Annotated in this window: 21 protein-coding genes; 6 read left to right on the top strand and 15 right to left on the bottom strand. The window is 63.0% G+C overall.

Annotated features, from left to right (window positions below; genetic code table 11):
• The 13 genes from G4G93_RS31140 to G4G93_RS31085 form a co-directional block, all read right to left on the bottom strand.
• Nucleotides 1-243 (bottom strand): transposase (locus tag G4G93_RS31140; protein WP_165090829.1); only part of this gene is annotated, 243 nt, incomplete at its 3' end.
• A gap of 48 nt (nt 244-291) precedes the next feature.
• The gene (locus G4G93_RS31135) at nt 292-945 is read right to left on the bottom strand and encodes a patatin-like phospholipase family protein (protein WP_165090827.1); all 654 of its coding nucleotides are present in this window, start codon (nt 943-945) and stop codon (nt 292-294) included.
• Between the two features lie 22 nt (nt 946-967).
• Entirely contained in the window at nt 968-1,543 is a 576-nt protein-coding gene (locus tag G4G93_RS31130) for an AAA family ATPase (RefSeq protein ID WP_165090824.1), read from the bottom strand.
• A gap of 79 nt (nt 1,544-1,622) precedes the next feature.
• A complete protein-coding gene (locus G4G93_RS31125; RefSeq protein WP_165090821.1) occupies nt 1,623-2,624 on the bottom strand; it encodes a hypothetical protein in 1,002 nt (333 codons plus the stop codon).
• Nucleotides 2,625-2,737: 113 nt separating this feature from the next.
• Nucleotides 2,738-3,706, bottom strand: a complete 969-nt coding sequence (locus G4G93_RS31120; RefSeq protein ID WP_165090819.1) for a radical SAM protein — start codon at nt 3,704-3,706, stop codon at nt 2,738-2,740.
• Nucleotides 3,703-4,278 carry a DUF4186 family protein gene (locus tag G4G93_RS36280; RefSeq protein WP_246737135.1) on the bottom strand — a complete coding sequence of 192 codons (576 nt, stop codon included), beginning with the start codon at nt 4,276-4,278 and terminating at the stop codon, nt 3,703-3,705. Before G4G93_RS36280 ends, G4G93_RS31120 begins: the two co-directional genes overlap by 4 nt.
• On the bottom strand, nt 4,271-5,656 hold the full coding sequence (locus tag G4G93_RS31110) for an ImmA/IrrE family metallo-endopeptidase (RefSeq protein ID WP_165090817.1): 1,386 nt from the start codon (nt 5,654-5,656) through the stop codon (nt 4,271-4,273). The genes G4G93_RS36280 and G4G93_RS31110 overlap by 8 nt, the downstream gene beginning before the upstream one ends.
• On the bottom strand, nt 5,653-6,090 hold the full coding sequence (locus tag G4G93_RS31105) for a DUF6932 family protein (protein ID WP_165090814.1): 438 nt from the start codon (nt 6,088-6,090) through the stop codon (nt 5,653-5,655). The genes G4G93_RS31110 and G4G93_RS31105 overlap by 4 nt, the downstream gene beginning before the upstream one ends.
• A gap of 158 nt (nt 6,091-6,248) precedes the next feature.
• On the bottom strand, nt 6,249-8,822 hold the full coding sequence (locus G4G93_RS36275; protein ID WP_246737134.1) for a DUF3320 domain-containing protein: 2,574 nt from the start codon (nt 8,820-8,822) through the stop codon (nt 6,249-6,251).
• Nucleotides 8,823-8,993: 171 nt separating this feature from the next.
• On the bottom strand, nt 8,994-12,224 hold the full coding sequence (locus G4G93_RS36270; RefSeq protein ID WP_312892303.1) for a DUF4011 domain-containing protein: 3,231 nt from the start codon (nt 12,222-12,224) through the stop codon (nt 8,994-8,996).
• Nucleotides 12,221-16,336: a peptidoglycan-binding protein gene (locus tag G4G93_RS31095; RefSeq protein ID WP_165090812.1), complete on the bottom strand. Its 4,116-nt coding sequence runs from the start codon at nt 16,334-16,336 to the stop codon at nt 12,221-12,223. Before G4G93_RS31095 ends, G4G93_RS36270 begins: the two co-directional genes overlap by 4 nt.
• Nucleotides 16,337-16,966: 630 nt before the next feature.
• On the bottom strand, nt 16,967-18,088 hold the full coding sequence (locus G4G93_RS31090) for a hypothetical protein (protein WP_165090809.1): 1,122 nt from the start codon (nt 18,086-18,088) through the stop codon (nt 16,967-16,969).
• 440 nt (nt 18,089-18,528) lie between these two features.
• Nucleotides 18,529-19,131, bottom strand: a complete 603-nt coding sequence (locus G4G93_RS31085; RefSeq protein WP_165090807.1) for a hypothetical protein — start codon at nt 19,129-19,131, stop codon at nt 18,529-18,531.
• 433 nt (nt 19,132-19,564) lie between these two features.
• Here G4G93_RS31085 and G4G93_RS31080 point away from each other — a divergent pair, with 433 nt between their 5' ends.
• The 6 genes from G4G93_RS31080 (at nt 19,565) to G4G93_RS31055 (ending at nt 24,091) form a co-directional block, all read left to right on the top strand.
• Complete coding sequence (locus G4G93_RS31080) at nt 19,565-20,146, top strand: tyrosine-type recombinase/integrase (protein ID WP_165090805.1); 582 nt, start codon at nt 19,565-19,567, stop codon at nt 20,144-20,146.
• 193 nt (nt 20,147-20,339) lie between these two features.
• Complete coding sequence (locus G4G93_RS31075) at nt 20,340-20,582, top strand: hypothetical protein (protein ID WP_165090802.1); 243 nt, start codon at nt 20,340-20,342, stop codon at nt 20,580-20,582.
• A gap of 34 nt (nt 20,583-20,616) precedes the next feature.
• Nucleotides 20,617-20,793 (top strand): DUF1328 domain-containing protein, encoded by a 177-nt coding sequence (locus G4G93_RS31070; RefSeq protein WP_165090800.1) that lies wholly within the window; start codon nt 20,617-20,619, stop codon nt 20,791-20,793.
• 37 nt (nt 20,794-20,830) lie between these two features.
• A complete protein-coding gene (locus tag G4G93_RS31065; protein ID WP_165090797.1) occupies nt 20,831-21,034 on the top strand; it encodes a CsbD family protein in 204 nt (67 codons plus the stop codon).
• A 271-nt stretch (nt 21,035-21,305) separates the two neighbouring features.
• A complete protein-coding gene (locus G4G93_RS31060; RefSeq protein WP_165090794.1) occupies nt 21,306-22,613 on the top strand; it encodes a DUF4365 domain-containing protein in 1,308 nt (435 codons plus the stop codon).
• Between the two features lie 158 nt (nt 22,614-22,771).
• Complete coding sequence (locus tag G4G93_RS31055; RefSeq protein ID WP_165090791.1) at nt 22,772-24,091, top strand: argonaute/piwi family protein; 1,320 nt, start codon at nt 22,772-22,774, stop codon at nt 24,089-24,091.
• A 138-nt stretch (nt 24,092-24,229) separates the two neighbouring features.
• Here G4G93_RS31055 and G4G93_RS31050 read toward each other — a convergent pair whose 3' ends face one another.
• Together G4G93_RS31050 and G4G93_RS31045 are read right to left on the bottom strand one after the other, a co-directional pair.
• Entirely contained in the window at nt 24,230-25,066 is an 837-nt protein-coding gene (locus G4G93_RS31050) for a hypothetical protein (RefSeq protein WP_165090789.1), read from the bottom strand.
• Nucleotides 25,067-25,100: 34 nt separating this feature from the next.
• Nucleotides 25,101-25,781, bottom strand: coding sequence for a GAF domain-containing protein (locus G4G93_RS31045; protein ID WP_165090786.1), 681 nt, complete (start codon nt 25,779-25,781; stop codon nt 25,101-25,103).
• Nucleotides 25,782-25,909: the final 128 nt, after the last annotated feature.

Genomic DNA, 25,909 nt, shown 5'->3' with positions numbered 1-25,909 from the left:
TTCACCGGCACCGGCGGCCGTGAACGCGCCGCGCTCCATCAGCCGACGCCACGTGAACAGCTGGTTGGCGTTCAGCCCGTGGCGGCGGGCGACGAGCGAGACGGACTGGCCGGGTAGATAGGTCTCCTCGACGAGGCGCACCTTCTCCTGCGTGGTCCAGTGCCGCCGGCGCTGGACCGAGGTGATCACCTCGACGCGTTCGGCGCGGGGCGGGTCGTTAGAACTCACCATACGGTCGGTCATAGGCACACACTTCCATAAGCGTGAGCCCCTGTCCGGTCATTTCGGGGGCTACTTCATCGATAGATTGGTCGCTATGCAGGCAAGTGGGATTGGAAGGTCGGAGAATGTCACAACCGCGCCGCGCTCCATGCCGAGCCGCTCCGCGAGACGTTCGTTGAGCCAAACAGCGAATGAGGTGCTATCGAGCACACCTGAGCGCCCGTAAACGGTACGCAGTAATTTCCAGTGGAACGCAGCCAGCGGCATCGCGACGGCGTAAATCGGCGGAGCTGTGAGTGATGCGAACTCCAGGCTGGCGAGAGCGCGCCGTCCCAATGGCAGAAGGTTTGAAGGCACAGCCCGCGACCAAAAACTGGTTGCTATGCGACCCTTCATAGACGCAACCGCGTCTCTGCCCTTCTTAGAAAAATCAGAATATTGCTTGTGCCAAGCTCGAAGTTTCTTCAGACGATTATATTGACTGGGATCTAAAAACCGCTCAACAACATTGACGGCGAAAAGCCCCCTCTCGCGGCCAAGATCATCGGCCTCATAAAGCTCGGCACTGGAATAACCAGCAGCGATAAGGGCAGCAACAATCGCACCGATCGAGGTGCCTGAAACACCAACAAAATCAATACCTCTTTCTTCGCATGCTTTGAGAGCGCCCAGGTGAGCATAGCCCCGGACGCCCCCGCCTTCAAATACGCCGAATGCTTTCACTTCGAGCGCGACGCGAGATGGCTTACGCCGCTACGGGATGCTGACCACTTTTGGCAGACCATTCCTTGACCCTCTGGACCACTTGAGCAACCTGGAGCATTATTGGCAGCTCCCCATTGACCGTCAAGCTAGCATACTGCGGAAGGATACGAGTAACTTGGGCTTCTGTGATGTCATTGTCGTATCGTGCGGCAAGGCGACGCTCGACCTGGTCGCGCTCCATAATACGCTGTTCACGCGTAGATGATGGTGTTGCAACATGCACTAGATAAAGCGGACGCTTTCCAACTTCTTCTTTAAGATGAATTAATACTTCAATATGGCGCACCCCATCTATAATCAAGCGGTCCTTTCTGGGCTGAGACTGCTGATCAAGCACGCGTCTGACAAACTGCTTGCACTCAGTCAAAACCAGAGCTTGGCCAAGCTGCTGCAAAATAGAGCGATCATCCGGGTTTTCGTTATTTTCCTTGGCGTATCTGCGAACCTCGCGACCAAAGCTCACACGATCAGCATCAAGTGCCTCAGCTAGCTTCTCCGCAAGCGCGGTTTTTCCGGCACCGATTCCACCGGACAATGCGATCGCAAACTCCGCCATGGTTGTTCTCCGCCATTCGTGACCAATCGGCGGAAGCCTACACGGAAAGCCCGTCGGCGGTCGATGCCTGCTAGCGGTGTCACCAGAATTCCACTGCCTGTTCCATGGTGGCAAGTTCGTCCGAGAGCACTGCCTTAAGCCGATTTTCCCATGGCCACTGCGCAGCGCCATCCACGGTTCCGCTGAGGAGGTTGAGGCCAATCACGTCCACGCCTGCAACATAGGTGTTCCCCGAAGTCCACAGGTTGGCGATCTTTCGTGTACGGTCGGTTCGGCTGATCGAGTCGGCTACGCCAACGGCAGCAGGCCCCTGCACCGCAGGCTGGCGAAGCCAGATACGGATTGCTCCATACCGTACCTCTCGCCACGCTCCGCGGACAGGAGGGCATACCGAGCACGTCGGAAATTCTAAAGGCTCTGGTATACATGAACATAGAAGGCCCGTCCGCCAGACGGGGCTAACATTTGAGATTCCAGCCGCTTTCAAACATTGCAACTCGAAGAATGGTGTCGCATATCGTATGCGCTCCACCGATTCGACAATCGAAAATCCAACCTCATGAGGCTCGCTCATCAATTTAGATAAAATTTTTGCGCTTGAAGGCGAAGTAAGAGTGTCAGGTGTACAGACAAATATACGCCCGTTCGGAAGCGCTGCCGCCCGAGCGATTTCGATGATTGGTAACGCGACATCGTCGTACCACGGTGGATCGAGCGCGACCGTCTGGAAGGCTCCCATAGGTACCTTTTGCAATGACACAAATCGGCAACCTGGCATTACTTTCCTGAGAGCAAGGTCGATAGGATCACCAATCCGCGAAGCGACTACTATCCGGTGCATCAAACCCCGGTCGTGCGCAGCAAGCGCGATCGTCGGCATTGCAATCAGCAAGATGTCGGCGGCAGCAGGTGTCCTTGCTAGAAGCCTGTCGAGGATGTGCTCTGCACTGTCCCGCGTGAATCGCCAATCTGCATCGAGGGGATGCGCGAGCGGCAACCTGCCGTCGGCGACCACACGGCCGGGGTGGCGGTCAATACTCGCTAGCAGCCGGCGTGCCGCTCCGCCCGCGGTCTCCACCAACGCTCGCCTCACCTCTCCCGGCCAAGCGCCCTCGCAGACCTCGGTCAGTGCAGCAAAATCGATTGCGCGCGGTGCTTCGTGCGCAACGAGGTATTTGAGCCGCTGCCCTACGCTCACGGGATTTGTGCCAGCGCAGGGACCATGCGTTGCCAGTGATGCAAGAGTTCCCACTGCCTCTCCAGGGCCATATCCCGCTGAGTATCAAGGCGGTCCACCATCGTGTGGAAGCGCCCGATGTACAGCGGCACGGTCCGAGCCGGCAGGTCGACCCGAATTGCCGTGAGGCGCTCAAGGATTGCCTCGATCTGGCTTCTTGAGCAAGGTCCAGCTGGACCAACGAGTGGTAGGTATATGTAGATGTTCATCTCTGAACGCGCATAACCCGAAAGGATTTCGAGTTGCCGTTCGAAACCGTCTGGATGCGCTCGGGTGTTGAATGCGAACGATGCTCCATCGAATCCCTTAAGGCAGCACGCTCTCCCGTAGTTTGGATATGTCGCAATTGCGTCTAGAAGCGACCTCCCGTCTTTTTCAAGAAGGCGAGTAGACGACAAGTTGTCATCTGACCAGACGAATGTGGTGCGCGCCGCGCCTTTCATCTCCACAGCTTGTAGCGTCCAAGCGATCCACTCGGGGACGAGATCAGGCGATCCGCCACTCAGGTCGATAATGGGCGGACGCTCCTCCAAAGCCAAATAGGCATCAACCAGGGCATCTGCGGTTTTCCACACGGACTTCGAAGGGTCAGCCCTTAGGGAGGCGAACGGAACGTAGCAGTACCAGCAACGCCACGCACACGCAGCAAGTTGATAAACCTGCGCCATCATCTCGGGCGGTGGATCGACACCCAACCAGCGCGACGCAGGAAAAATCGGCAGCGGATTTGTTGGCCACCCTGCAACGACGTGCTGGCGAAAATGGCGTATCCGCCCGATTCCGTCGCAGTTAGTAGGTGCTGAGAGGTCTTTCTGCTGAGCCGTTCCATTAATTTGTGACACGAGCACGCTGCGCGTCACAGGATCGAGAACGCGCCGGCGAAGATCAGCATCTCGCTGGATTGTATTGAGGCCTCTCTGTTTCATGATTTTTCGGATTCAATGGAAGGAAGCCGCTCCCGCAGATACGCGACGATCAAATCTTCGCAGTATTTTGATTCCTTGGGGTTCAAATCTCGGTCGGCAGGTATGTCATGCCAATAGGAGAGACATTTACGGCAACACGTTGCTGTAGCATGCTGCGCATAAAATATCACATTTCCCTCAAGTTTCGTTTGCCTTCCATCGAAGCCATTAGCCTTTTTTCCAATCGAAGATGCGACTCTGCTTGATATACCACTCAGAACTCTGTCTACGCCCTTTTTGCGGACGAGCGCTGCAGCTTTCTCGTCGAATGGCTTGCTCCAGTAATGTTCCCTGATTTTTTCGTGTCTCATAGCAGCGAAAGTGTACGATACATCCTTGATGTCACGTTTTCGAAGGCGAGCAATATCGAAGGCCGGCTGACTGCCACACGACCGGCATGCTCCAAATACGTGTGCGCCGTCTACTTTGCGTTTTTGCAAGTAGCAATGCTGATCCTTTTCGCAGTCTGTCGAGGTACATGTAACTTTGATTGACGGAATAGGATCATCAAGTTCGGCAAAAGGGTCATTCATCTCGCGTCTCCAGGAGTTGATACAGAACTGCAGCTTCGGTACTATTGAGGAACCTGCGATCGAATGATTCAATAAATACATCTCTTACAATTTTCCAAGAATTTTCCTCTATAGGTTGTAACTTTTCTGCCGATCCCCACCAGTTTGCTCTGCCGCTAGATTGCACATCTTCGGCCACTAAATTTGCTAAAATGCCAACAGGTATTCTATAAAAATCAGCAGCAGCGCGAACAGCCGCAGTAAGATTTGTAACTCGACCGCCAGAGCGTCTTGAGACCATCGTAAAGGCATCTGCAAGCGCACCGTTGGTTAGCACCATCGCCGCGAAGCGGTTAGCACGACGCTCATTTGGAGCTTCTCGGCGATCTCGAGATGTTTCATCGCCTTCGATAAGCGTAAAATCACCGTCTTCTGATATTATATGAAATATTTCGTGTATCAAGCTGAACAACCATCGTGATGAATGGCGTGATGATGGTTTAAGAATTATTGTTGCGCGTCCGTCAACGCGCCGGCAAGCCCCATGGAAAGCGACTTTGTCTCGTAAGCCTATTACACCGATCCCAACCGACCAACATTGGCGGACTGCGGTCGCCAAACTGATGACGCCGTCTGGAAATAACAATCGCCGCATTTCTGACCAGTGTTTTGGGAGTTCCCCCGTCACGCTAGGTTGGGTCGTCGCAATGATACTGCAAACACCTTCTACGTAAGATGCGTAGGCTCTGGTCCGACTTTGCTCCGCGTTTGCTGGAAGCTTGAAGCGGAGTGGTACTGCATCGAAGCCGGCTCCATTTGCAAACTGTGCCACCCCAAGACCGAAAAGACGTTCAAGACGTCTGTCGATCTCGTCGTCGCGTGCAATACCTTCAAATCCAGCAGGAACAATTACGTCGTCGTAAACTTCTTTTGGCAACCCTGCCCGTGCTAAGAGCGTCTTCAAGGCTGGACGTGAAGGCGGATCTACGTCAGTACGCGCCCAGCCACGCAATTCTATCGGAAGTGTTGCGGCGATAGATCGTATGACGTCAACGGAGACCCGCGAGTAGCCATCACGCTCCCATTGCTGAATTTTCAAAAGCGACTGTCGCGTCTGGCGCGCCAACTCCCGTTGGCTCAATCCTGCCAGTAGTCGGGCTTTGATTAAAGCATTTGGTAGATCCGCTAATCGCTCGACTACAATATATTTGATATCGCCAGTTGTTAAACTATCGTATTGCTCGAGCGCGCTTTCTAATTCGGCGATTTTATCGCGGATGTCCCGCACCTGCAGGTCGCGTAGCCAGGACGACGCGCTGCCCTGCAGAGCAGACAACGAATTGTAGAACTGCTTAATGCGGTCCTGTGTCACCTGATACTGAAGTTGAGTCGCGATCATGGCACGCTCTCAAGATTTAGTCGCACCATTCCCTTTCTAATATCTTCTATGTCGCGTTGAAAAAATTCGCGAAAAGTGTACTGGTTCTGGCTCGAAACCTGTTGCGCATAAGCGTAAACCTCACCGTGATACTCGGCTTTCATGATCTCCTTACTGCCCATCAAACGTAAGCGCGTGAGCGCGATCGGTGACATGCCTGTGTAATCGCAGCAAGCGTCAAAGTCTCCTGGAAACTCCTTCCTCGTGACAAAGCTGCCATCGAGGAGAAACAATCCACAGCGTTCGTCGCGAAGTGCCCTAGCTAGGCGCTGCAATCCTGAGTGAATTCTTTGCCTATGAGGGTTCCATGCAAAGCGCGCTGTCAGCTCATCCCAGTCGGCAAAATGCTCTCCCTCGGGCAGATAACCAGTTGATTGTTCGAATTCTGGTATCATAGACTGCCTTCTTTTTTCCCAGTTGAGACCCTCAACTCGCCCTGTTGTGCCTATTTCTGCCAATTATATATTATAAATTGATGCGTCCAATCATCGTAAAATACATATTTCAAATCGTTGGGGTGAAGACATTCTGATTTCGCGTCATGGGATCAACATTACAAATCTAACTGACGCGCCAACTTGCTCGCTCGTTCGAAACGCGTCCGTGCTGATGCTTCAATGCGTGACAGGCCGAGTTTCTGTCCAATCAATCTGACGCGATCGTCTTCCGAAGCACTAGGTCGGAGGGTGCCTGCGAGCCCAACGAGCTCAACCATGGGCGTGTCAATGTGTACGCGGACGCTCGTGTTTGCGGATCGATAGGGATAGCTCGCTTGTGGCTCCCGGCCCGGTGGCCATAGGACAGTCCGGCCGTCGTCGTCGGTGCGTGCGATCGAAGCGCCGATCTGGTCCGACACCGCTGCGCGGATCAGGGGGCCGACACGACCCAGCCCATGCGCGCGGGCGATGCGCCGGACGAGGACATCCTCGTAGATGGGCGCTTCGACCGCGAGGACGTGCGCAACCATCGCAGCCAGAGTCGTGCGGTAGGAGGCGTCGTAGAACCGCTCCGGCTCGACCGGCAAGCCGAGATCCGCGAAGTCGGCGATCCGGTAGACCCGCTCGTCATGCAGGGGCTCGGCTTCCATCGTCGGGGCGGTCGAGGATCTGGCTTGGTCCGCGTAGAGGCGTGGTAGCTCGGGATCTCGTTCCGGCTGCGGATCGTTGGCTGGCTCCGGCAGGACATCTGCAGCGGCCACTTCCGCTGACACGTCGTCCGCGGATTCGGGACCATCCAGCTCCACGTCGACAGGTTCAGGAGATTCTTCAGCTGCCGCCGCGGCCGAGCGCGCGCGATCCTGTTCCAGATCCTCGCGCAGGCGTTGGTCGAGCTTGGCGAGCGCAGAATCTGCATTCATCCACCACTCGGTGCTCCAGACCCGGCAGATGCGCCAGCCGAGACCGGTCAGCACGTGCTCGCGCAGGCGGTCGCGGTCACGCGCCGTGGCCGAGCTGTGATAGGTCGCCCCGTCGCACTCGACGCCGGCGAGATAGCGGCCGGGCGCGTCGGGGTGAACCACCCCGAGATCGACCCTGAACCCCGACACGCCGATCTGGGTATGCACGCGCCAGCCCTTCGCCTCGAGGCCGGCCAGCACGGCGGCCTCGAACGGGGATTCGACGTCGCCTCCGGTTGGGGCGAAGGCCTCGGCGAGGGCGCGTGCCCCGCGATCGGCGAATTCGAGGAAGTGCTTGAAGTCGCGCACGCCGCGCGCCCGGGTCCGACCGAGGTCGATCTGCTCGGGGCGCAGCGAGGCGAAGACGACGAGTTCGCGGCGGGCGCGGGTGATCGCGACGTTCAAGCGGCGGTACCCGCCGTCCTTGTTGAGGGAGGAGACGGTGCTGACCGGCCGGCCCGCCTGGTCCGGCCCGACCGCCACGGAAAACAGGATCGCGTCGCGCTCGTCGCCCTGCACGTTCTCCAGGTTCTTGACGAAGATCGGCTCGTGCCAGCGGTCCTTGTCGAAGAACGGCTCGAGCTCCGGGTATGACCGCCGCTGTGCGTCGAGCAGGTTCTCGATCAGGCGCTGCTGCTCGCCGTTGAAGGTGACGATGCCAAGCGAGCGGCGCTCCTGCGCGAAGTTCGGATCGCGCAGGCGGCGCACGATCTCGGAGACGATCGCCTGTGCTTCGGGTCGGTTCACGCGGCCCGCGCCGCGCTCGTAGACGCCGTCGGGCACGAAGGCGAGCCGCACCGCGCGGTCGTCGGTCACCGGCGAAGGGAAGGTGACGAGCCGCCCGCCGTAGTAGCGGGCATTCGAGAAGGCGATCAGGCTCTCGTGGCGGCTGCGGTAGTGCCAGTCGAGGTTGCGCCGCGGGATGTTGGCCGCCAAGCACTCGTCGAGGATCGATTCCTGGTCGGTGACGTCGCTGCCATCCTCGATGTCGTCGACGCCGCGGTCGCCGACATTGGTCGGCGGCAGCTGTTCGGGATCGCCGACGATGACGACCTGCCGGCCCCGGGCGATCGCCCCGACGGCGTCCCAGGGCGAGATCTGCGAGGCTTCGTCGAAGATGACGACGTCGAACGGCTCCTTGTCGGGCGGCAGGTACTGCGCGATCGAGAGTGGGCTCATCATCACGCAGGGGGTGAGCTTGGTCAGCGCCGTCGGCATCTTCCCGAACAGCTTGCGCAAAGGCACGTGCTGCGCCTTCTTCGTCAGTTCGTGCGAGAGCGTGCCCCATTCCGGATCGGCCCCGAAGGCCGTGGGTCCGGGAATACCGCCGCCGAGCCGCGAGCGCACGACCTGCTTGGAGAGTTCGGTGACGCGGGCATCCGCCGCGCGGAAGCGGGCGATCGTATCCTCGTGGCGCTCCGGCAGGAAGCTGCGCAGCACCGGATCGTGGCTGACGACGCGGTCGATCCACCAGCGCGCGTAGGCCGTCTCGAACGCGGCCTCGGCCCGATCGGGTGCGACCCTACCCTCTTCCAGCGCCTCGATCAGCGGAGCGAGGCCGCGGCCGCGGGCGTTCTGTGCGGCCGCCTGCCAAGCGCACCACCCTTGCGCACGGCCGAGCCCGGACGCCCAAAGCCGCGCCCGACTGAGGCTGGCGTCGATCCAGTCGGTCTCGGTCGCCAGCGGTTCGTCGGGATCGACACGCCCGGCGAGCCGGCCGAGCGCCCCCATGGCCTTGGTCGCCCGCCCGCGATCCTGCTCGAAGGCCGCGTAGGCCTGCGCGATGCGTCCGCCCTGGCCCAGGGCCCGGGCCTGGCGTTCGACGAGCTGGACCAGGTGATCGCGTAAGCCCTCAATGCCGAGCGAGGGTGGACCGAGGATGTCGAGGAGACGCTCGACCTTCTAGGCCCAGGCGACGGCCGCCTGAAACTCGGAGGCTGGCGTGTTCGGATCGCTCCAGGGCGGCCCCAGCCGGGCGAGGAGCGCGTCCCCGGGACAGCCTGCCTTCACGTGCCGGGCGACCTCGATGAGCCCGACGAGGTCCGGCCCGATATCCTCCGGCAGCACCCCCTCTGCATAGGGCTGGACCTGCGTTCGGACCTTCTTGAGCTTTCCACCCTTCACCAGGAAGTTCGACGCTTGCGCGGCCGTCCATTCCGCCTGGAGGCTGGCGAGATCCTGATCAAAAATGCCGGGACGGTACCGGCCGGACAGGCGGCCGAGCAGCGTATCCAGCGTCCCCTGGAAGTGCTCGCGTGCGGTGACCGCCCGATGCAGGTCGCCCGTGCCATCAGCCAGGAAGGCGGCTCCGCATCGCGCTTCGGGCCGGACTAGGAAGTTGCCGAGAACCACGAGCCCGCGCGTGCCGGTGTAGGTCGCGAGCAAGGACGGCAGGCCGATCGCCCCGGCGAAGGCATGTCCGCTGGTGCGCAGGGCCACGAGCGTGCTCTCGACGGCCTCGATCGCGGCGCTCATGTCGTCGCGCCAGACCGGCGACCATTGCGTGGCCTCGACGCCCTGAAGAGGATGATCGGCGAGCGATCCCACCGCGGCGAGGACCGGACGCAATTCGCGGCAGCCCGCGCGCAGCGTTGCGAGCGTCTGCGCGTCATGGGCGAGATGGTCCGGCCAGGTGAGCCGAAGCCCGACATCGCTGCCGCCGGCTGCGATCACGCGCCCGAAGGCCTCGTAGGCCGAAAGGCCGTTCTCGCGCCGCCGGTGCAGCGCGCTCACGAGGCCGTTGAGTTCCTCGCGCAGCGCTCTGAGCTCGCTCGTGGCCTCGTCCCAGGTCCCCTGCGAGGGCGTCGTCCGCTCGTGCCAGGCCTTGCGCAGCTGGTTGAGCACCGCCGATTTCTGCGCCTTGGTCGAGTGCACCTCCAGGCAGTAATCGCCAAGTCCGATCTCCTGCAGGCGACGCTGCACGACTTCGAGCGCGGCCGTCTTCTGCGAGACGAACAGCACCGTGCGCCCTTGCGCGAGGCACTGGGCGATCATGTTGCCGATCGTCTGGCTCTTGCCAGTGCCGGGCGGCCCGAACAGCACGAAGTCCTTGCCCTGCGCCGCCGCCAGCACCGCCGAGAGCTGGGAGGAATCGGCCGAGAGCGGCGCGAACACGGTCTCGGGTGGATGGTCTCGATCGAGGCTGGCCGGCTCGGGAAAGGACGTGCCGTCGCCGTAGGAGTGTTTCGGCGTCTCGATCAGGTGCCGCACGACCGGGTTGCGCTTCAGAAGCTCGGCGCGATCGACCAAGTCCTTCCACATCAGGTACTTGGTGAAAGAGAAGGCCGACAGCACGACGTCCGGCACCACCTCCCAGCCACGCAGGTCACGCACATGCCCGCGCACGATCCGCATGATGCCGTCGACGTCGATGCCGGAGGAATCCCGCGGCAGCTCGCCCTCGAGCTCCGGCATCCGCAACCGGAAATCCTCGCGCAGCATCTCGAGCAGGGTCGGGTTGATCCGCACCTCGTCGTCGTGCAGCGCCAGGCGGAAGCCCGCGCGCACGCTGGAGCGTTTCAGCGCGACCGGGACCAGCAGCAGGGGCGCGCGATAGGCGGCCTCGCCCTCCTTGCGGGTCCACGACAGGAAGCCGATCGCCAGGTAGAGGATGTTGGCCCCGCCCTCCTCGAAGCCGTTGCGGGCGAGCCGGTAGAGATCGAGCAGGCGGCGATCGAGATCGGCTTCCGTCGCGGTGGTGTAGATCTCCCGCCGGGCGAGCGCCGCTTCGAGGTAGCTGCGACGGCCGTCGTCCTGATGCCGCCTCGCGTACAGATCGGCGCTGCGCTCGTCGGACCCGGCCAGCACGTCGGAGACGGGCTTGAGCCGGAACTCGTGCCCCGCCGCCAGCCCGTCCTCCAGGGCTCCGGGGGAGACGCATTCGAGGGCGACCGACCCCGTCCCCGACTTGAAGTTGAGGAGCTTGTTGCGCAGCGTGAGGTCGAGGAGCTTGCGCTTCCAGCGCTCCAGGCGACCGACCGGGGTCTCTGGGGCCTCGTCGACGGGCGGTCGCTTCTCGTCGTCTCCGAGCGAGGGCGGCGGGGCGATCGGCTGGTTAATCGGAGCCGTCGGTGTGGGAGCGATGCCGGGCCTGCTCTCCCCGAGATCCATCGGGCGGATGCCGCGCCGGCGGCACCGGCGGACGTCGATCGCGACCTCGAGCGCGGCGGGAGCATCGTCCTCGACCTGCGCACTGCCTCGGGCCGTCGCCGCCGGAAATCCCGCTGGCGGGTTGTGGGTCAGAAACGTCGTATCGACGAGGATCAGATCCTGCAGATCCCGGCGCTTACGCAGGAGCTGCATGTCGTCGATGGCGGCTGAGGAGAAATCCTCGTCCTGCAGCCACAGGCCGACGAAGGCGTGGCCCTCCGTCAGCACCAGGACCGGGTTGAGCCCCGCCTGTTCCAGGCAGGCGGCGTAGAGGAGCGAGAGGTCGAGGCAGGTGCCGACCCGCCGCTCCAGCACTTCGCTCGGACCGCGCACCTTCTGGCCGGCCCGCTCGAAGCTCGCGGGCGGCAGGACATAGGCGATGCTCCGGTCGGCGAGCGCCGCCCAGATCGCCGCGGCGAGCTCCCAGGCGCGGACCTTCTTGCCCGTCGTATAACCGTTCAGCCCGGTCTCGCGCCCGGCCTCGCCGAGCTTCGTCGCGGCATCACGCAGGACCACGTCGACGGCCGGATCGTTGGGCCGCACGAAGGCGGCGAGCAGCTCCGGCGCGCTGACGCCCCCACCCCAATGCGACGGCGGCAGGAGGCGGATCTCTGCCACGTCCCGTGCGCGCTCGCTCCCCGCCTCTTCCAGGATCGTCGCCAGTTCCAGGCGGCTCGCCTCGGTGAAGCCGGCGAGCAAAGCAGCATCGAGACGGAGATCGGGAGCCTCGATGTGATGGTTCGCGCCGGCCGGGATCCGGTCGATGCGCAGGGTCAGCGGCTGCACGACGGCCGGTCGGCTCTCGACCCGGATCAGCAGGTCGACGAGGTCGCGATCGGAAGGGTTGGTGACGACGATCTCCCGGATCACCGGGATGGCGTTCTCATGATAGGCGAGACTGACGTGCTCGGTGGCGGTGCAGCCGACCCGCACGGTGGACTCGGTCTCGACGTCCGCGACGGGTTCGATCGTCTCGAGGCTCACTGCGCGATCCACCGGCTGGAGAAGCGCTCGCCGAGCTTGTAGCGGGCAAGCTTGGGTCCGACCTCGTCGCAGGGTTCACCGAACGGATCCCGCGTGACGCCAAACTCGGCATCGTTGACGTAGCCGGTGACGTAGCAGACGTCCTGGTACTCGCCCTTGATGCGGTTGCGCATCCTGATCCGCGTGGTCGCCAGCACGGTCTCCAGGGGGCGATCCTTGTAGAGGGCGGTGCCGTAATCGAGGACTGTCGTCTCGCTCGACATGAACTCCCAGCGATCCTCGCGCTGGGCCTGATAGTGCCGCGCGAGCCGCGGATAGCGTGAGAGGAAGGCGTCGGGCTGCGTCCCGGTCGCGAAGCCGCGCGCCTCCTCGCCGAGAGCCTGCTCGAAGAACCGCGCCCGCTCGCCGTACTGGGCACGCAAGGCCCGCTCCCGGGTCTCACGTCGGGCGCTCTCGTCCTTCTCCTTCTCGCGGTCGAGCCTGCGCCGGTCGTCGAGCTCGCGCTGGCGCTTGACCTGCTCCTCGGCGCTGCGCGTCTTACCCCCGTCGATCTCGGTCTGCGCCTGGGCGACCTCGGAGGGCGCAATCCAGAGCGGCAGGAAGCGGTGGGACAGGCCGTCCCGGGTCATCGCCTCGGTGATCGCGGCGAGATCGGCCGCCCCGGCATAGACCGCGCCGCACTCGGCCCGCTTGATCGCGATGAAGGCTCCGTCCGCCGAGGTGGCTGCGACGACCGGACGACCCGGCAGCTCGTCGCCGATCCGATCCGACAGGCGGGTAAGGATGGCCGCATGTGCCTCAGCCTTGTCGGGCGTGACCCGGCACAGCACGCTCGACGGATTCGGCACCACGACGACGCCGAAGCCGTCACCCTGAGCACCGCGCACCAGCGCTTCGACCTCGTTGGCCTTGGCGGCGTCCGCCTGCCGCACGGCGGCGAGCGCCGCCGCATCGACGACGGCGAGCCGGGCGAACAGGTTGCCGTTGACGGCCTCGACCAGGGTGATCACCCGGTCGACGGGCTCGCGCAGCAGGCGCTCGCGCTCGGCGAAGATCAGGTCCTGCTTCGCGAGGTCGTTCGGCCCGCAGGCCTGGAGCGGCAGGTCGAGCTTGGCCCCGAGCCCGGCGCTCCGGTCGCGGATCTGCCGGTTGAGGAACACGTCCGAGAGCGGCGCGTGGTACAGGCAGGCGGCGGCCCGGCCGTCCTCGAAGACCAGTTCGCCGCGCAGGTTGCGCACGACGGACGGGGCCTTGCCGCTGTCGTTGTAGAGCATGATCAGGTCGCCGCGACCGCCCTCGAGCAGGAACCGGCTCTTCCCCGTCACCGCCCGGGCGAGCCGCGCGGCCGCATCGATCCGGGACCGTTTGCCCGCATAGGCCTCAGTGAGTTCCTTCAGGCGCTCGTCGCTGGTCTCGGGCACGATCCCGGTCACGTCGGCGACGAACCCCGACAGGAAGGTCTGGAGATCCTGCGGGATGCCGCCCTTTAGCGTCGTCTCCGCCTCGGTCGCGTCGCGCTTCAGGCGCTCGACGAGGGCCGCGCGCCGGCTCTCGACCTGGTCTCTCTCGCGCCGGCCCGCTTCCGCCTCGCGCTCGCGACGCTGGGTCTCGCCCTGCTCCGCTAAAGCCGCCTGCGCCTTGGACACGGTGTCGGGCGAAATCCAGATCGGCAGGAAGCGGAAGCTGACGCCGTCCCGGGTGAGCCCCTTGATCAGGACGGCCAAATCCTTCGCGCTGCCGTAGACGGCCCCGCACTGCCCGCGCTTGATCGACAGGAACGCACCGTCGGCGCTCGCCGCCACGACGGTCGTCGCACCCCGGAGCTCGGCCTTGAGCAAGGCGTCGTGGGGTTCCAGGAGACGGTCGTGCAGCGCCTTGTCGCCGGATGCCACGCGGCAGACCGTGCGCGAACCGGAGCCGAAGGCGAGGACTGCGAGCCCGTCGGAGGTTCCGCGGGCCACCTCGCTCTCGGCCTCCGCCGCGCGGATCCCCTCCTGCTGGCGCGCCGCCTCGATGTCGCTCTTCAGCACTGTCCCGGCGAGCGCATAGACACCGGTATCGACCGCCGAGGCGATGGTGGCGAACAGCCCGGATTGCGCCCGCAAGGCACCGCGATCGAGGGCGAGGAGGTCGGCGCTCAGCTGCTGCGCGCCGGTGCAGCGCGCCAGCGTCTCGCGGATCGGAGCCTTGAGGCTGCGCAGCGTGGCGACGAGCTGTTCGAGGACGATGCGGTCGGCCGGAGCATCCGGCAGGGCGCAGGCGACCGTCCGCTCGGGATCGAAGACGAGGCTGCCGTCGAGGCCGCGCACGACCGCGTTCGCACGCGGCGAGCTGTTGAAGAGCAGCACGAGGTCGCCGGCATCCCCCTCGACGAGGAAGCGGTTCTTGTCGGTGACGGCGCGCTGCACTGCCTCGGCCTCGACCACCCGCGGCTCGATCTGGGCAAACCGCCGGCCAAGGGTCTCCGCGAGACGCGGCAGATCGCGCGGGGCGGCCCCCTCGGATTGCTGGATGATCTCGGTCAGCCCAGGACGCAGATCGTCCGGCACCGGACCTGTCAGGACGGTCTCGGCGCGCTTGCGCAGTTCGTCGAGCCGGTGCTGGGCCTGGAGCCGTGCGCTCCGGTCCTGCTCCTCGACGCCGAGGTCGTTGAGATAGGTCTCGTAGCGTCGGGCGACCGCATCAATGCGCGCGGGCAGGCCCGGATCCGTGACCACGACGAGACTCGGGCCGGCGCTCGATCCACGCCCGAGCCGATCGGCGAGGCTCGCACCGAGGAAGCCGTCGCCCGGAAGGCCCTGGGCCTCCGCATAGGCGACGATCGCCCGCCGCGTGATGCCGCCGTAGACGCCGTCGGCGACCGCGTCGGCCGCCAGGTGGCCGGCGGTGCGAAGGGCCTCCTGGAGGCGGACGTGCTCCTCGATCGGCCGGCCGATCTCCTGCCGGGCGGCGGGCGATCCGTCGCGGCCCACCCGCGCGGCCCATGCTTCTTTCTGGCGCTGATAGGTCGCGGCGATGCACGGGACGGCACGGGCGCGCAGGGCCGCCGTGACCTTGCCCGACTCAGGGATGCGGCAGGTCTTGAGCGTGCGCTCGACCAGTTCGTTCGATTCCGCCTTCAGCTCCGCCCCCGCCTCGGGCTTGAGGTGGCGCAGCACGTAGAAGGGCCGGGCCATCTCGAGGTCGATCCGGCGCAAACCGGAATCCTCGCAGATCAGGGTCGGCAGCGGGGTATTGGCCCGCTCGCAGTCGAAGGAGGGCCCCAGATCGCGGGCTGCCGCGGCCGGCTTCGGCGGCTGGATCGCGCGCGGCGGCTCGGACAGGGCGACCGCCTCCTTGCGCAGATCGGCCAGCCGCTTCTTCAGCCCCTCGGGAGCATCGCTCCGGGTGCGCGCCTCGGCCTGGGCCCGCAGGGTGCTCATCCGATCGAGGGCCGACAGGCGCACGGCCTCGGCCTGTGACAACGGGCCGAGCCCGCCGACCTCGCGGTTGATCGTCTCGGTGTCGAGCGCGGAGGGCCCGGTGCGGGCCGCGAGCTGCTGCTCGATCCGACCCTGGATCCGCGCGGCTTCGGAACGGACGACCGGGGACGCGTCGCGCTGGTACGCCGCGAGGTTGGTCTTGAGAACCTGGAGTTGCTCGGCCCGCCCTTGCGCTTCCGCCCGGGCCTGCCGCGTTTCGCGCGCCTCGCCGGTCTCGACCTCGGCGACAACCACCCGTGTGCCCGAGAAATGCAGCTCGATCGCCTCCCGGGGTTCGACGGGTCGGGCCTGGTTGTTGCCGTCGCGCGTGGCGAAGGATTGGTTGCACGTGGTCGCGACGGACCACCCGTGCTCGTCCGTCGTCGTGCAGCCGAAATTGCGCCGGAGGTTCGGCTCGGTGAAGCGCCGGCACTCGGCGAAGGTGCTGCCGAGCCGTCCGTCGTCGGGGCCGATGCCGCTTTGGATCAGGCCTTCGATGTTGGTGTTTCGCCGTACGAGCGCGCGATCGATGCAGAAGCGGTCGAGGGTCGAGAGCCGGGCCCAGGTCTCGCGCGCGGACTGGATCTGGGCTGCACCGAGCAGGCCGCCGAAGATGTCGAGAGGCGTAACCTGCGCGACAGCCGGACCCATCAAAGCCACGACCGCCACGATCGGCAGAACACCGCGCCATCCACCCCGACTCATCGCGACACCCTGCGCAAACGTTGCAATCTGTGTCGCTGGTTTGCGATTCTTATTCAAGGCATCGAACGCCGCGCGCAATGCATTATTTCGCCGGTTGACGAGTCTGCAACATTAAAGCAAATATTTCATCAACGTAAATTTATAGCACACCCCTCGGCATGATTTCGGAGGATAGCTCGTATCCATAGAGATCATATTATCATTGCATCGGCGAATTGTATTGGCTGATATGTATTTCGGATTTAGAAATCCATTAGGCGATACTCAGAGTTGGATACGAAGTGCAGCGCACCCTGGGGCATGATGCGCTGTCTTACTTGTTGCCTGCACCAATCCAGAGCCATCGTGCGGTTCCGGCGGCCAGTCGGTCGCATGTCTGGCCGGCTATGGGCGAACTGCGGTCCGTGGATCGTGTGCGAGGACAGGAGTCGTGATGGAGCCGGGCTCGATGCCGTGGCGCTGTGCCCAATCCGCCAGGTTCACCGGCCGGTAGTCGGCATTGGCTCGCCAGCGGTCGAAGACGCTGGCATTGATCGTCTCGTTGATCGTGACCGCCCTCACGCTTACGGCGGCGCATCAGGGAACAAGCTCGAGCGTCGCATCAATTTTGCCCGCACCAGACTGCTTTAGGACGATGCGGTGATAGGGAGCCTGACGCTGCCGTAGGTCAGCCATAGCCGCTTCAGCAGTTGCAAACCCCTGGATCGTCGCGAATGCCTCAGCCGGCACGATGAGGATCTCTGCCGATCGGAAGGCCGGATCGCGCACGGTCGCCGAAACATCCTTGAATTGATCAAGGGATCGCATTTGCTCAGCAGCTCGTTGCGGATTCCAGGCGGCTAGCTGCCGCACCGCAAGCATGTCTACACGGCGATTATTAAATGACAGTAGGAGTGGGGTATCGTACGGGCCAAACCTGGATAGACCCAGACTCACATCATCGAGAATGATTCCCGAGTTGGCTGGGCTGATCCCCTTTGCAGTCAGGGTCACAGACTTCACACGATCTACCTCGAACGCAACTTGGATCCGTACGCCGGCTCGCTCTGCGGCAGGAACGCGCTCGATCGTCTGTGGTGAGAGCGGAAGACACACATCGCCGAGATCGCACGCCTCTGCACCCGGTAGCTTGAGAGCCTCCTCGCGGGTCGTTGAGAGCCGCAACCCCTTCGCGAGCGGCGTGTCCGGCGGAACCGCCTTGCGGATCGAACATTCACCGACGCTACGCATCATGCCGAGCTTTGCCCCACCCAAGAAAGCTGCGAGATCGCCGCCTGTAGCCACCATCTCCTGCCAGCCGTGCAATGCCGGTTTGAAAAGGATGTTCGGCGCAATCGCCCGCACGTTCGGATTCGCATCAATCTCGTCTCGTAGTGCGAGAACTTCGAGACCGCTGCCGTTGCGCATCACATAGCCGTACCGATACAGCCCAGACGAATTGAGTTGAGCGAGGTACAGCGTGTCGCTGAGTTTCTTGAATGCCAGTGTCTCATTGCCTAGCCGGTAGATCGTACCACCACCTGCCGTAGGCTCTAGATGCGTGAGATCGAACCGCAAATGCTTATCGCGAACTATGCAGCTCGCGATATCACCGAAGGGTACAGCATCACCGCTTTCGATAGCGGGGACGCGGGCCTGGTAGCAGCCTGAGAGCGCGGCGAGCAGGAGCGTCGCGCCGCCAATTCGTGAGAGGCTCATCACGTCCTCCATCAATCGAACGCACGGTAGGAACACCACTTGTACGCCGTGCTATAAGGTTTTCCGTCGACGACCTGCGTGATGACGAAGTGCTTCGGATTTGCAATCCGTAGTGTGACCGTCTCGACCCGCGGCTTGCGCTCTCCATCAATATTGCATTGCGCGCGATAGGTGTAACTTTGCCCCTGGCTACGAACGTCGCTGATCTTACAATCAGCTCCGGACTGATTGAGACGATCACCCCAGTACGTCATGATCTCAGCGCGGGAGCGCTCAGGACAGGCTGTCGTCTCGAAGGCGTAAGCTCCTCGTTCGAGAGGTAGAAGATCTGGAGCCGCGGAGGCGTTGGCTGTGAGGGCGCACAGCGCCAGCAAGCCCAGGGTAAGCTGAGGTCTCGTTATCATCGTATCCATCGCTGACAGGAAGGACTTGATCCGGCGTTAGCCGAAAACGGGCATGAGCTGTCGCTCGAGCAGGGCTTCAAGGGCCTGTCCGGCGCGGCGGCAGCGAGCGCGACGCTCGATGGCGATCAGTCCGCAGAGACCGAGCCAGGCCACGATGCCGCCGATCAGATACGGCAAAAGTTGCAGCACGGTCACAAAAACGGCGTAGCCAAGCAAACAGTATACAAGCAATCCAGCGAATCCAAACAGCATTGCCGGAAATATGGCAAAGCTGAATATGTCGGCAATCGTTGAGCCAACCGCGCCGATTATTGTCAAGGCCAGGCTGCCAAGTCCTCCGACGAGATCGAGCAGCCAGCCGCCGCCAGCGTACGTGCCGACAAATGCAACCCAGCGGTCCGGGTCGGCGATGTCGAGGCAACGTCTGTTCGCATCGTAGTAGAGCGTCCCTTCCCAGTATCCTCGCCGCCCGTCGACAAGGCCGATTGGAAGATGCCCCGTCCGCGTATCAAGCATCCCGAGGACAATGCCGACAGTCACGCCCTCCCCCGTAAGGCGGTATTGCCGACCTGTGAGGTCCAGCACGTGGTCGTAGTGCTGGAGGCCGCTGACACTGCGAGGGGAGTGATCGGGGAGCATTGGTAGCGGCCTCGTTATGGAAGGGAGGTCGATATGAAGAGGCGCGCGAATGCACACGGCCTGAGCGGGATCGACAGACATCCGAGTGTTCGGCGGACCATGAGGCATAGGCACGCCACCCGGGATCGGGCAGCGACCCGCGATTCAGGTGAATCCAAAACCAAAGCGAATCGCTAAGCTTCAGATAAATCCAGAAAAATCATGCAATTCCTGGAACACTATTGCCAATTCTGATCATGACTCTGAATTTGCGATGTTTCTAGGCTTGCGGCCAGACCGAATCACGGGGTACAAGCTTAGCCGCTGGAGGGGCTCCGCTGAGAGCGGTAGCAGCTACGTCAGGAACTGCGCGGTGCGTGGATCAGAATTGGCAAAAGCGTTCTTAACAGCCACGGTCGCCCGCCGAGTCGTGGCCACGTCGGGACATCCAGCTATGACGCAACGCCAGGCGTCTCCAGCGGTCGACTCGCTGTATTCGCGAGACGGCCAACGCAAGTACCTGACACCGGCCGAGCGTGTCCGTTTTGTTGCAGCCGCAGCGCGTTGTCAGCCAACAATCGAAACGCTCTGCCTGACCTTGGTCTGGACAGGCTGCCGGATCTCCGAAGGACTCGATCTCACACGCGCCGACCTTGATGTCGAGGGAGGGATCATCGCGCTGCGCTGCCTCAAGAAGCGTCGCCCAGGCATAGTGCGCGAGGTTCCCGTCCCGAGTGACTACCTCGACGGTCTCCTCCGCGTCCACGGACCTGGACCGCCGCACGAGCGTCTCTGGGGGATCGCCAGGAATACCGCCTGGCGCTACATCAAAGACGTCATGCTTGATGCTGGCATCGAAGGGGCTGCAGCGTCTCCAAAAGGCTTGCGCCACGGGTTCGGTGTGCATGCACTCCGTTCTGGGGTGCCGCTCAACCTGTTGCAACGATGGCTGGGTCACGCCGATATCGCCACGACGGCTATTTATGCCAACGTCGTTGGAGCTGAGGAGCGCGAGATTGCTTCTCGGATGTGGTGAGTGGGTACGACGGGCTCCGTGATCGACGTGTCTGGCAAGGGGGATTTTGCGCCCGTCGCACCCCGTCGCTGGGAGACGCGAGAACGGGCGGCTCCAGCAAGGTTCCCCTCCTCGCCCCTAGAAAATTTCTGGAACACCGATCCGAGCTTGGCCGTTCTCAACACATCAGACAGTCAAGCTTCGGATTGCTGCCATGAAGACCGTCCTCCTCTCCGCGATGCTTGCCGCAGCCGTGACCCTTACGGGCTCCGTCGCGGCGTCGGCCGAGCCGAGTGCGACGGTCTATCTCGGCGATACCGGGCTGCGACTTCCCGTCAGCGCGCTGGCCGCACCGGAGGCTCCGCCCACCACGGTTGAGGCCGCGCCGGCAACCCATCACGCCGCCTCGCCCCGCAAGGTGCGGGTGGTGCTCGCCTCGCCCTACGCGATCCGCTGACTGGCGTTTCCTCACTCCCTCGGAGCTCACATCGATGATGTCCTGGGCCGTTACCTTCTTGGTCGTGGCGTTGGTCGCCGCCCTCTTCGGCTTCGGCGGGATCGCCGGCACGGCGATGGAAGCCGCCAAGCTGATTTTCTTCGTGGCGATCGTCCTGTTCGCGATCTCGGCCGTCGTCGGCCTGATGCGAGGCCGCGCCCCGCGCGTCTGACGCAATCCCCTTTCCTACAAATCGCAGGAGCAGTCCGATGAGCAGCACCACCGACAAGATCAAGGGTCTGGCCAACGAGGCGGTCGGCAACGTCAAGCAGGGCATCGGCAGCGTGACCGGCAACGAGAAGCTGCAGGCCGAGGGCAAGGCCCAGGAGTTGAAGGGCGAGGCTCAGAAGACCACCGGCGACGTCAAGGACGGCATCAAGAGTGCCGCCGACACGGTAAAGAGCAAGCTCTGAAGCGCCACTCAGGCTGACCGGAGCGAGCCGCCCCACAGGGGCGGCTTTTTTATTTGTGCGGACCACCGGAACGAGAATTGTGATCCGATCCACGGATTGACCGTGGGCTCCTGTACCCGCTCTCCCCATGCCCTCATGATGTGCGCCATCCGCGCATGCTGAAGGTCTGGTTGCGAAAAAGCTTCGCATTTCGCAGCGGGCCCCCTGGTCGAGCGCGTTGCCACGCATTAGCTTGAGAACAGAGATCGAACGTCCCAGGAGAGGACGCTGCGTGAACGCTCCGCACAAGATCGTACCGAAATCGAAGATCTCGGAATGGCGCGGCTTAGACCGCATCTCCGCGATCGTCCACGGCATGCGCTGCATCTGGCGCGAGCAGGAGAAGGACGACGTCGGCATCGATGGCGAGATCGAGCTGTGCCGCCCGCGAGTGGATGGCGACGGGCTCATCGGTACTGGCAAGATCGTCAAGGTACAATCGAAGTCGGGAGCCAGCTATATCGCTCGCGACGATACCGAAACTTTTGCCGCACCGGTATCGGACAAAGATCTTCGATACTGGCGAAATCTTAACGTTCCGATGATCTTCATTGTCTTCCACCCTGAGGACGATTGCCTCTACTGGAAGGACATCAAGGCCTACATCAAGGATCATCCCGACGCGTTCAAGCCGCCGCTACGGATCCTGTTCGACAAGGCGACGGATCGGTTCGACGAGAGCGCCTATGCGGCGCTCTGCGAGATCTGCGAGCAGGCTCCCGAGCGGATCGCCTTCGATCAGGGCGAGACGCTCTATACCAATCTGCTCCCGGTTCTACGATTGCCGGAGCGGATCTGGATATCGCCGGTCTTGCCGGAGAAGCAGCGCAATTTCCACGACCGACTGACAGGCGCGGGGTTCGTGCCGCCCTACGTCTACCAGGCTGGCATGCTGATCACGCTGTCAGATCCGACCTCGCCGACGACGGCCCTTGCGAACGTCGTCGATCCCGGCGCGCTCGAGGATTTCGACCTGGCAGACTGGCTCGGTCAGAGCGCGGAGAACGAAGATCACCTTCGCACGCTGCTTAACCGGCTTCTGCACAAGCATCTCCACCGAATCGGCTGTACCTTTCAGCGTTCACCGAGGCGGTACTTCATCAACCGGGATGTCGATGAGGAGACGCCGATTCACCGGAAGTGGTTCAACGTTTTCAGCCAGCGGGCCCCTACGCGGCTCGTCGCGAAGTTCTATACCTATGGGAAGCACAGGTTCTACAAGCACCTGGCTTTGAACGCTCGGTTTGAGCGTTTCGGCAATCAGTGGGCGGTCGGGATCTATCCCGGCCTTCATTACTCGACGAACGGCACGACACAGTGGGAAGGCAAGGCTGCGGCCTCCTTCGCGATCCGGGCGCGTGCCCAGGAGTTCAATAACGCCTATTACAGCAACGTGTTGTTCTGGGCGAGCCAGATGTCGGGCAGCAAATCGTCGTTTGATCTATGCATCGACGATCAGGTGATAGTCACGGTTAGCGGCGTCCCGCTCACGGCGGATGCCGATTTTAGTGTCCGCATCATATCGGCTACGAAGGTGTAACGAGCGCTATCCATGGACATCACGGTTGAGTACATCGCCGAGCCGCATCTTGAGTTCGCCGGGCATTTTTTGCACGTCGACAAGAAGACGGGCTTGGCCGAGCACGGCCCCTACGGGCGCACGGATTCGGCATCGTCGGCACCCGCGCGACCGTCGAGTTGTGCGAGCGATGGATCGATGAGTGCCGCGGCTCGATCGAAACTGACAAAACCGAGCAGCGGCCTCCAGCCATAGCGACGTCAGACGAGCCCTTCAACGAGGAGGATTATGTCGAGGCGCTGGTGAAGGGGCTTACGCCGGACTTCGTCGGGATGAATGCGGACACGAGTTTCGCCACGGCGCTCGTGTCTTCGGAGCGGTGGCACTCGACCTTCACGGACCGCGAGGCTCGGCTGATTTCCGACCTGCAGAGCGAGGTGCAGCGCGTAGAACGCGCGACCGATCTCATGACCGACCACATTGAGCGCATCGCGACGGCGGCTCCAGCCCCGGACGTGATCCTCGTCGCGATGCCTCAGGTTCTTCTGGAGGGATCGACTACCGCGACCCTGCGTGACGGCACGTTCCTCAACCTGCGCCGGGCGCTCAAGGCGCGCAGCATGAAATGGGGCGTGCCCATTCAGCTGATCCGGGAGGACACGCTGATCGGGAAAAACGCCGGCCTGCAGGACAAGGCGACACGTGCGTGGAACTTCGCGACGGGCCTGTACTTCAAGGCGGGCGGCGTCCCGTGGCGCGGTCACGGGCTCGGAGCCGACACCTGCTACATCGGCATCACCTTTTACCAGACCGAGAACGCCCAAGGCCGCCCGGTCATGCGCTCTGGCGTGGCGCAAGCGTTCGACTACCTCGGACAGGGGGTGGTCCTGCGCGGTGAGCCGTTCGAGTGGGACGTCGACGAGATGGGACGCACGCCCCATCTCATGGAGAAGGATGCCAACGCCCTGATCCAAAAGACGCTGAACGCGTATCAGCGGATCAGCCGTCTGCCGCCTAAGCGCGTGGTGGTTCACAAGAGCTCGCGGTTCTGGGGCTCCGAGCACGGGGCGTACAACGAGCTTGAGGGCTTCTACGCCGGCATCGAGGCGGTGAACCGCGACGCCAGCATTGACCTCGTCGCCCTGGATCAGACGAAGATCCGCTTGAGCCGCAAAGGCCAGTACCCGCCGGTCCGAGGGACCTTCGCGATGATCGAGGGGACCTATCCGCTGATCTACACGCACGGGTTCACCCCGTATTTCGATACCTACCTCGGGGTGCATGTCCCAGAGCCGTGGACGATCCTGGAGAAGCACGGCGACAGCGGCTTTCGCGAACTGGCGACGGAGGTTCTCGCCCTGACGAAGATGAACGTGAACAACGCGTCATTCTCCGACGGGGTGCCGATCACACTCGCGTTTTCGCGGATGGTCAGCGACGTACTGAAACACGTCGGGCCTGAGATGCCGGTCCGGGCCGAATACAAGTTCTATATGTGAGACGCGGCGGGAAGTTCGTTGTGGCAGAATCTTTTGTCACGATCGTCGCGATGGTCGGCCACCACGAGGTCGTGTCTCGGCGTTGCAGTTTGTGACACGCTTGCGCCGCTGACAATAGGTTCGAAAGCGACGATAGACTTAGCTACGTTTGGCGGCTGGAGCTGGAATTCGGTACTGCCGGATCAGGGCCTCCGCCTCGGCGACATCGTCGGCCGCCGCTGGGCGGACACAGTAGGCTTCCTCCATCATCGCGCGGTGAGCCTGCGCGTCCAGTGCCCAACGCACCATCGCATAGCGACGCGCTACAGCTTCCGCGGACTGGCGGCCCCAGACATCTTCGACAGTCCCATCAGGATGCTGCACGACGGCGTGGATCCGCTTCCCGCTGATGTCGTGGCCCTGGGCGACCTGCACAGGGGTCATCGTCATGGCCGGGAGACCGGTGATCCGCGATAGGGCTTCAGCATAGGCGACACAGCCGCTCCAGGAATAGCGAGTAAGCGTTTTCGCCGGCAGCCATGGATGAGGCCGTGTCGGCACGAGCTCGGCGTAGGCCGTGTTCGCCTCGATCTGGACGGTGGCGGCCTCGATGCGTGTCTCGTCGACGATGACGCCGAGGTCGGCGAGTCCCTCTGCGCCAACGCACTGCGTTCCTAAGCGCAGACGCGTGCCTTGAAAGGCCGAGGGTGGCCAATCCCGTCGAGTCTGGGTCAGCGGAATCAGCACGGCGGTGCCGAATCGCTCGGCGGCGAAGATCCCGCGCGGGTCGTAGACTTGGTCGCTGGCGTTCTCGGCCTGGAGGCGCACCACCTCGTCGCCAATAAAGGTCGCGTGGACCGGCCAGCCGCGCAGGCGCTCGATGGCGACGGCGAAGGCGGCGCACTGGTCGGCTTCCCAAACCCGAACCTGATCGGGCGCGAAGCGCCCACGGCCGAAGGTGGTGATCGTCGTAGGGTTGTTCTTGGCAGCGCCCATTATGGCCCTTTCGTTTGGCCCTTGGCCTTATCGATCAGGTGGTAGGCGACGGCGGCCTCGGACAGGGGCTGGTGGCCGTGCCGGCCGGGGAACGCCCAAGGGCCAGGCTGACTGCTCCAACCCGATGTCCATCTGCCTTGGCGCGGAGGTCGAGACGTCGTGCCTGCTGAAGCTCGGCACGCTGGTTGTCGAGGACTTTGTCGCGATGCGCGACGTCGCGGCGCATATCCAGAAGGGTCGAAAACTGGCCTGCCAGCGCCCGCAAGTCGTCGGCCTGGTCAGGCGTCAGGCCCGCAGGCCGGGGGGCGGTATCGATCACGCACAGGGAGCCGACGACGTGTCCGCCCGTCAGGCGCAGCGGCGCACCGGCATAGAACCGGATGAAGGGCTCACCGGTAACAAGTGGGTTCGGGGCCGTGCGCGGGTCCGACGTCAGATCGGGGATCACGAGGAGATCGGGCTCGACGAGGGCGTGAGCGCAGACTGACGCATTGAGCGCGGTCTCGCATTGAGGAAAGCCCACGCGGGCCTTGAACCATTGCCGATCTGCAGCGACCAGGCTGACGAGGGCGACTGGTGCCGCGCAGAGGCGAGTTGCCAGACGGACGATGTCGTCGAAGCCTTGCTCGGGAGGAGTGTCGAGGATGGCCAGCCCATCGAGGGCTGCGAGGCGGGCGGGGTCGCTGACGGTCGTGCTGGGTGTGTCGTTCTGCATTACGAGTGGCCGATAGGGCCACATCGCGCCCCACTTCGGTCTCTTGTCGCAGACCGCGCATCGTCCTGCCAGCCCCTCGGCATATCCTCAGACAGGGGCAAGGGGGGCGTCGTGCCCGCGTGGGGTGG

It is taken from the genome of Methylobacterium sp. DB0501, assembly GCF_011043735.1.
Lineage (GTDB): Bacteria > Pseudomonadota > Alphaproteobacteria > Rhizobiales > Beijerinckiaceae > Methylobacterium > Methylobacterium alsaeris.
The sequence above is the reverse complement of the archived record's forward strand: the minus strand, read 5'-3'. Positions and strand labels throughout refer to the sequence as shown.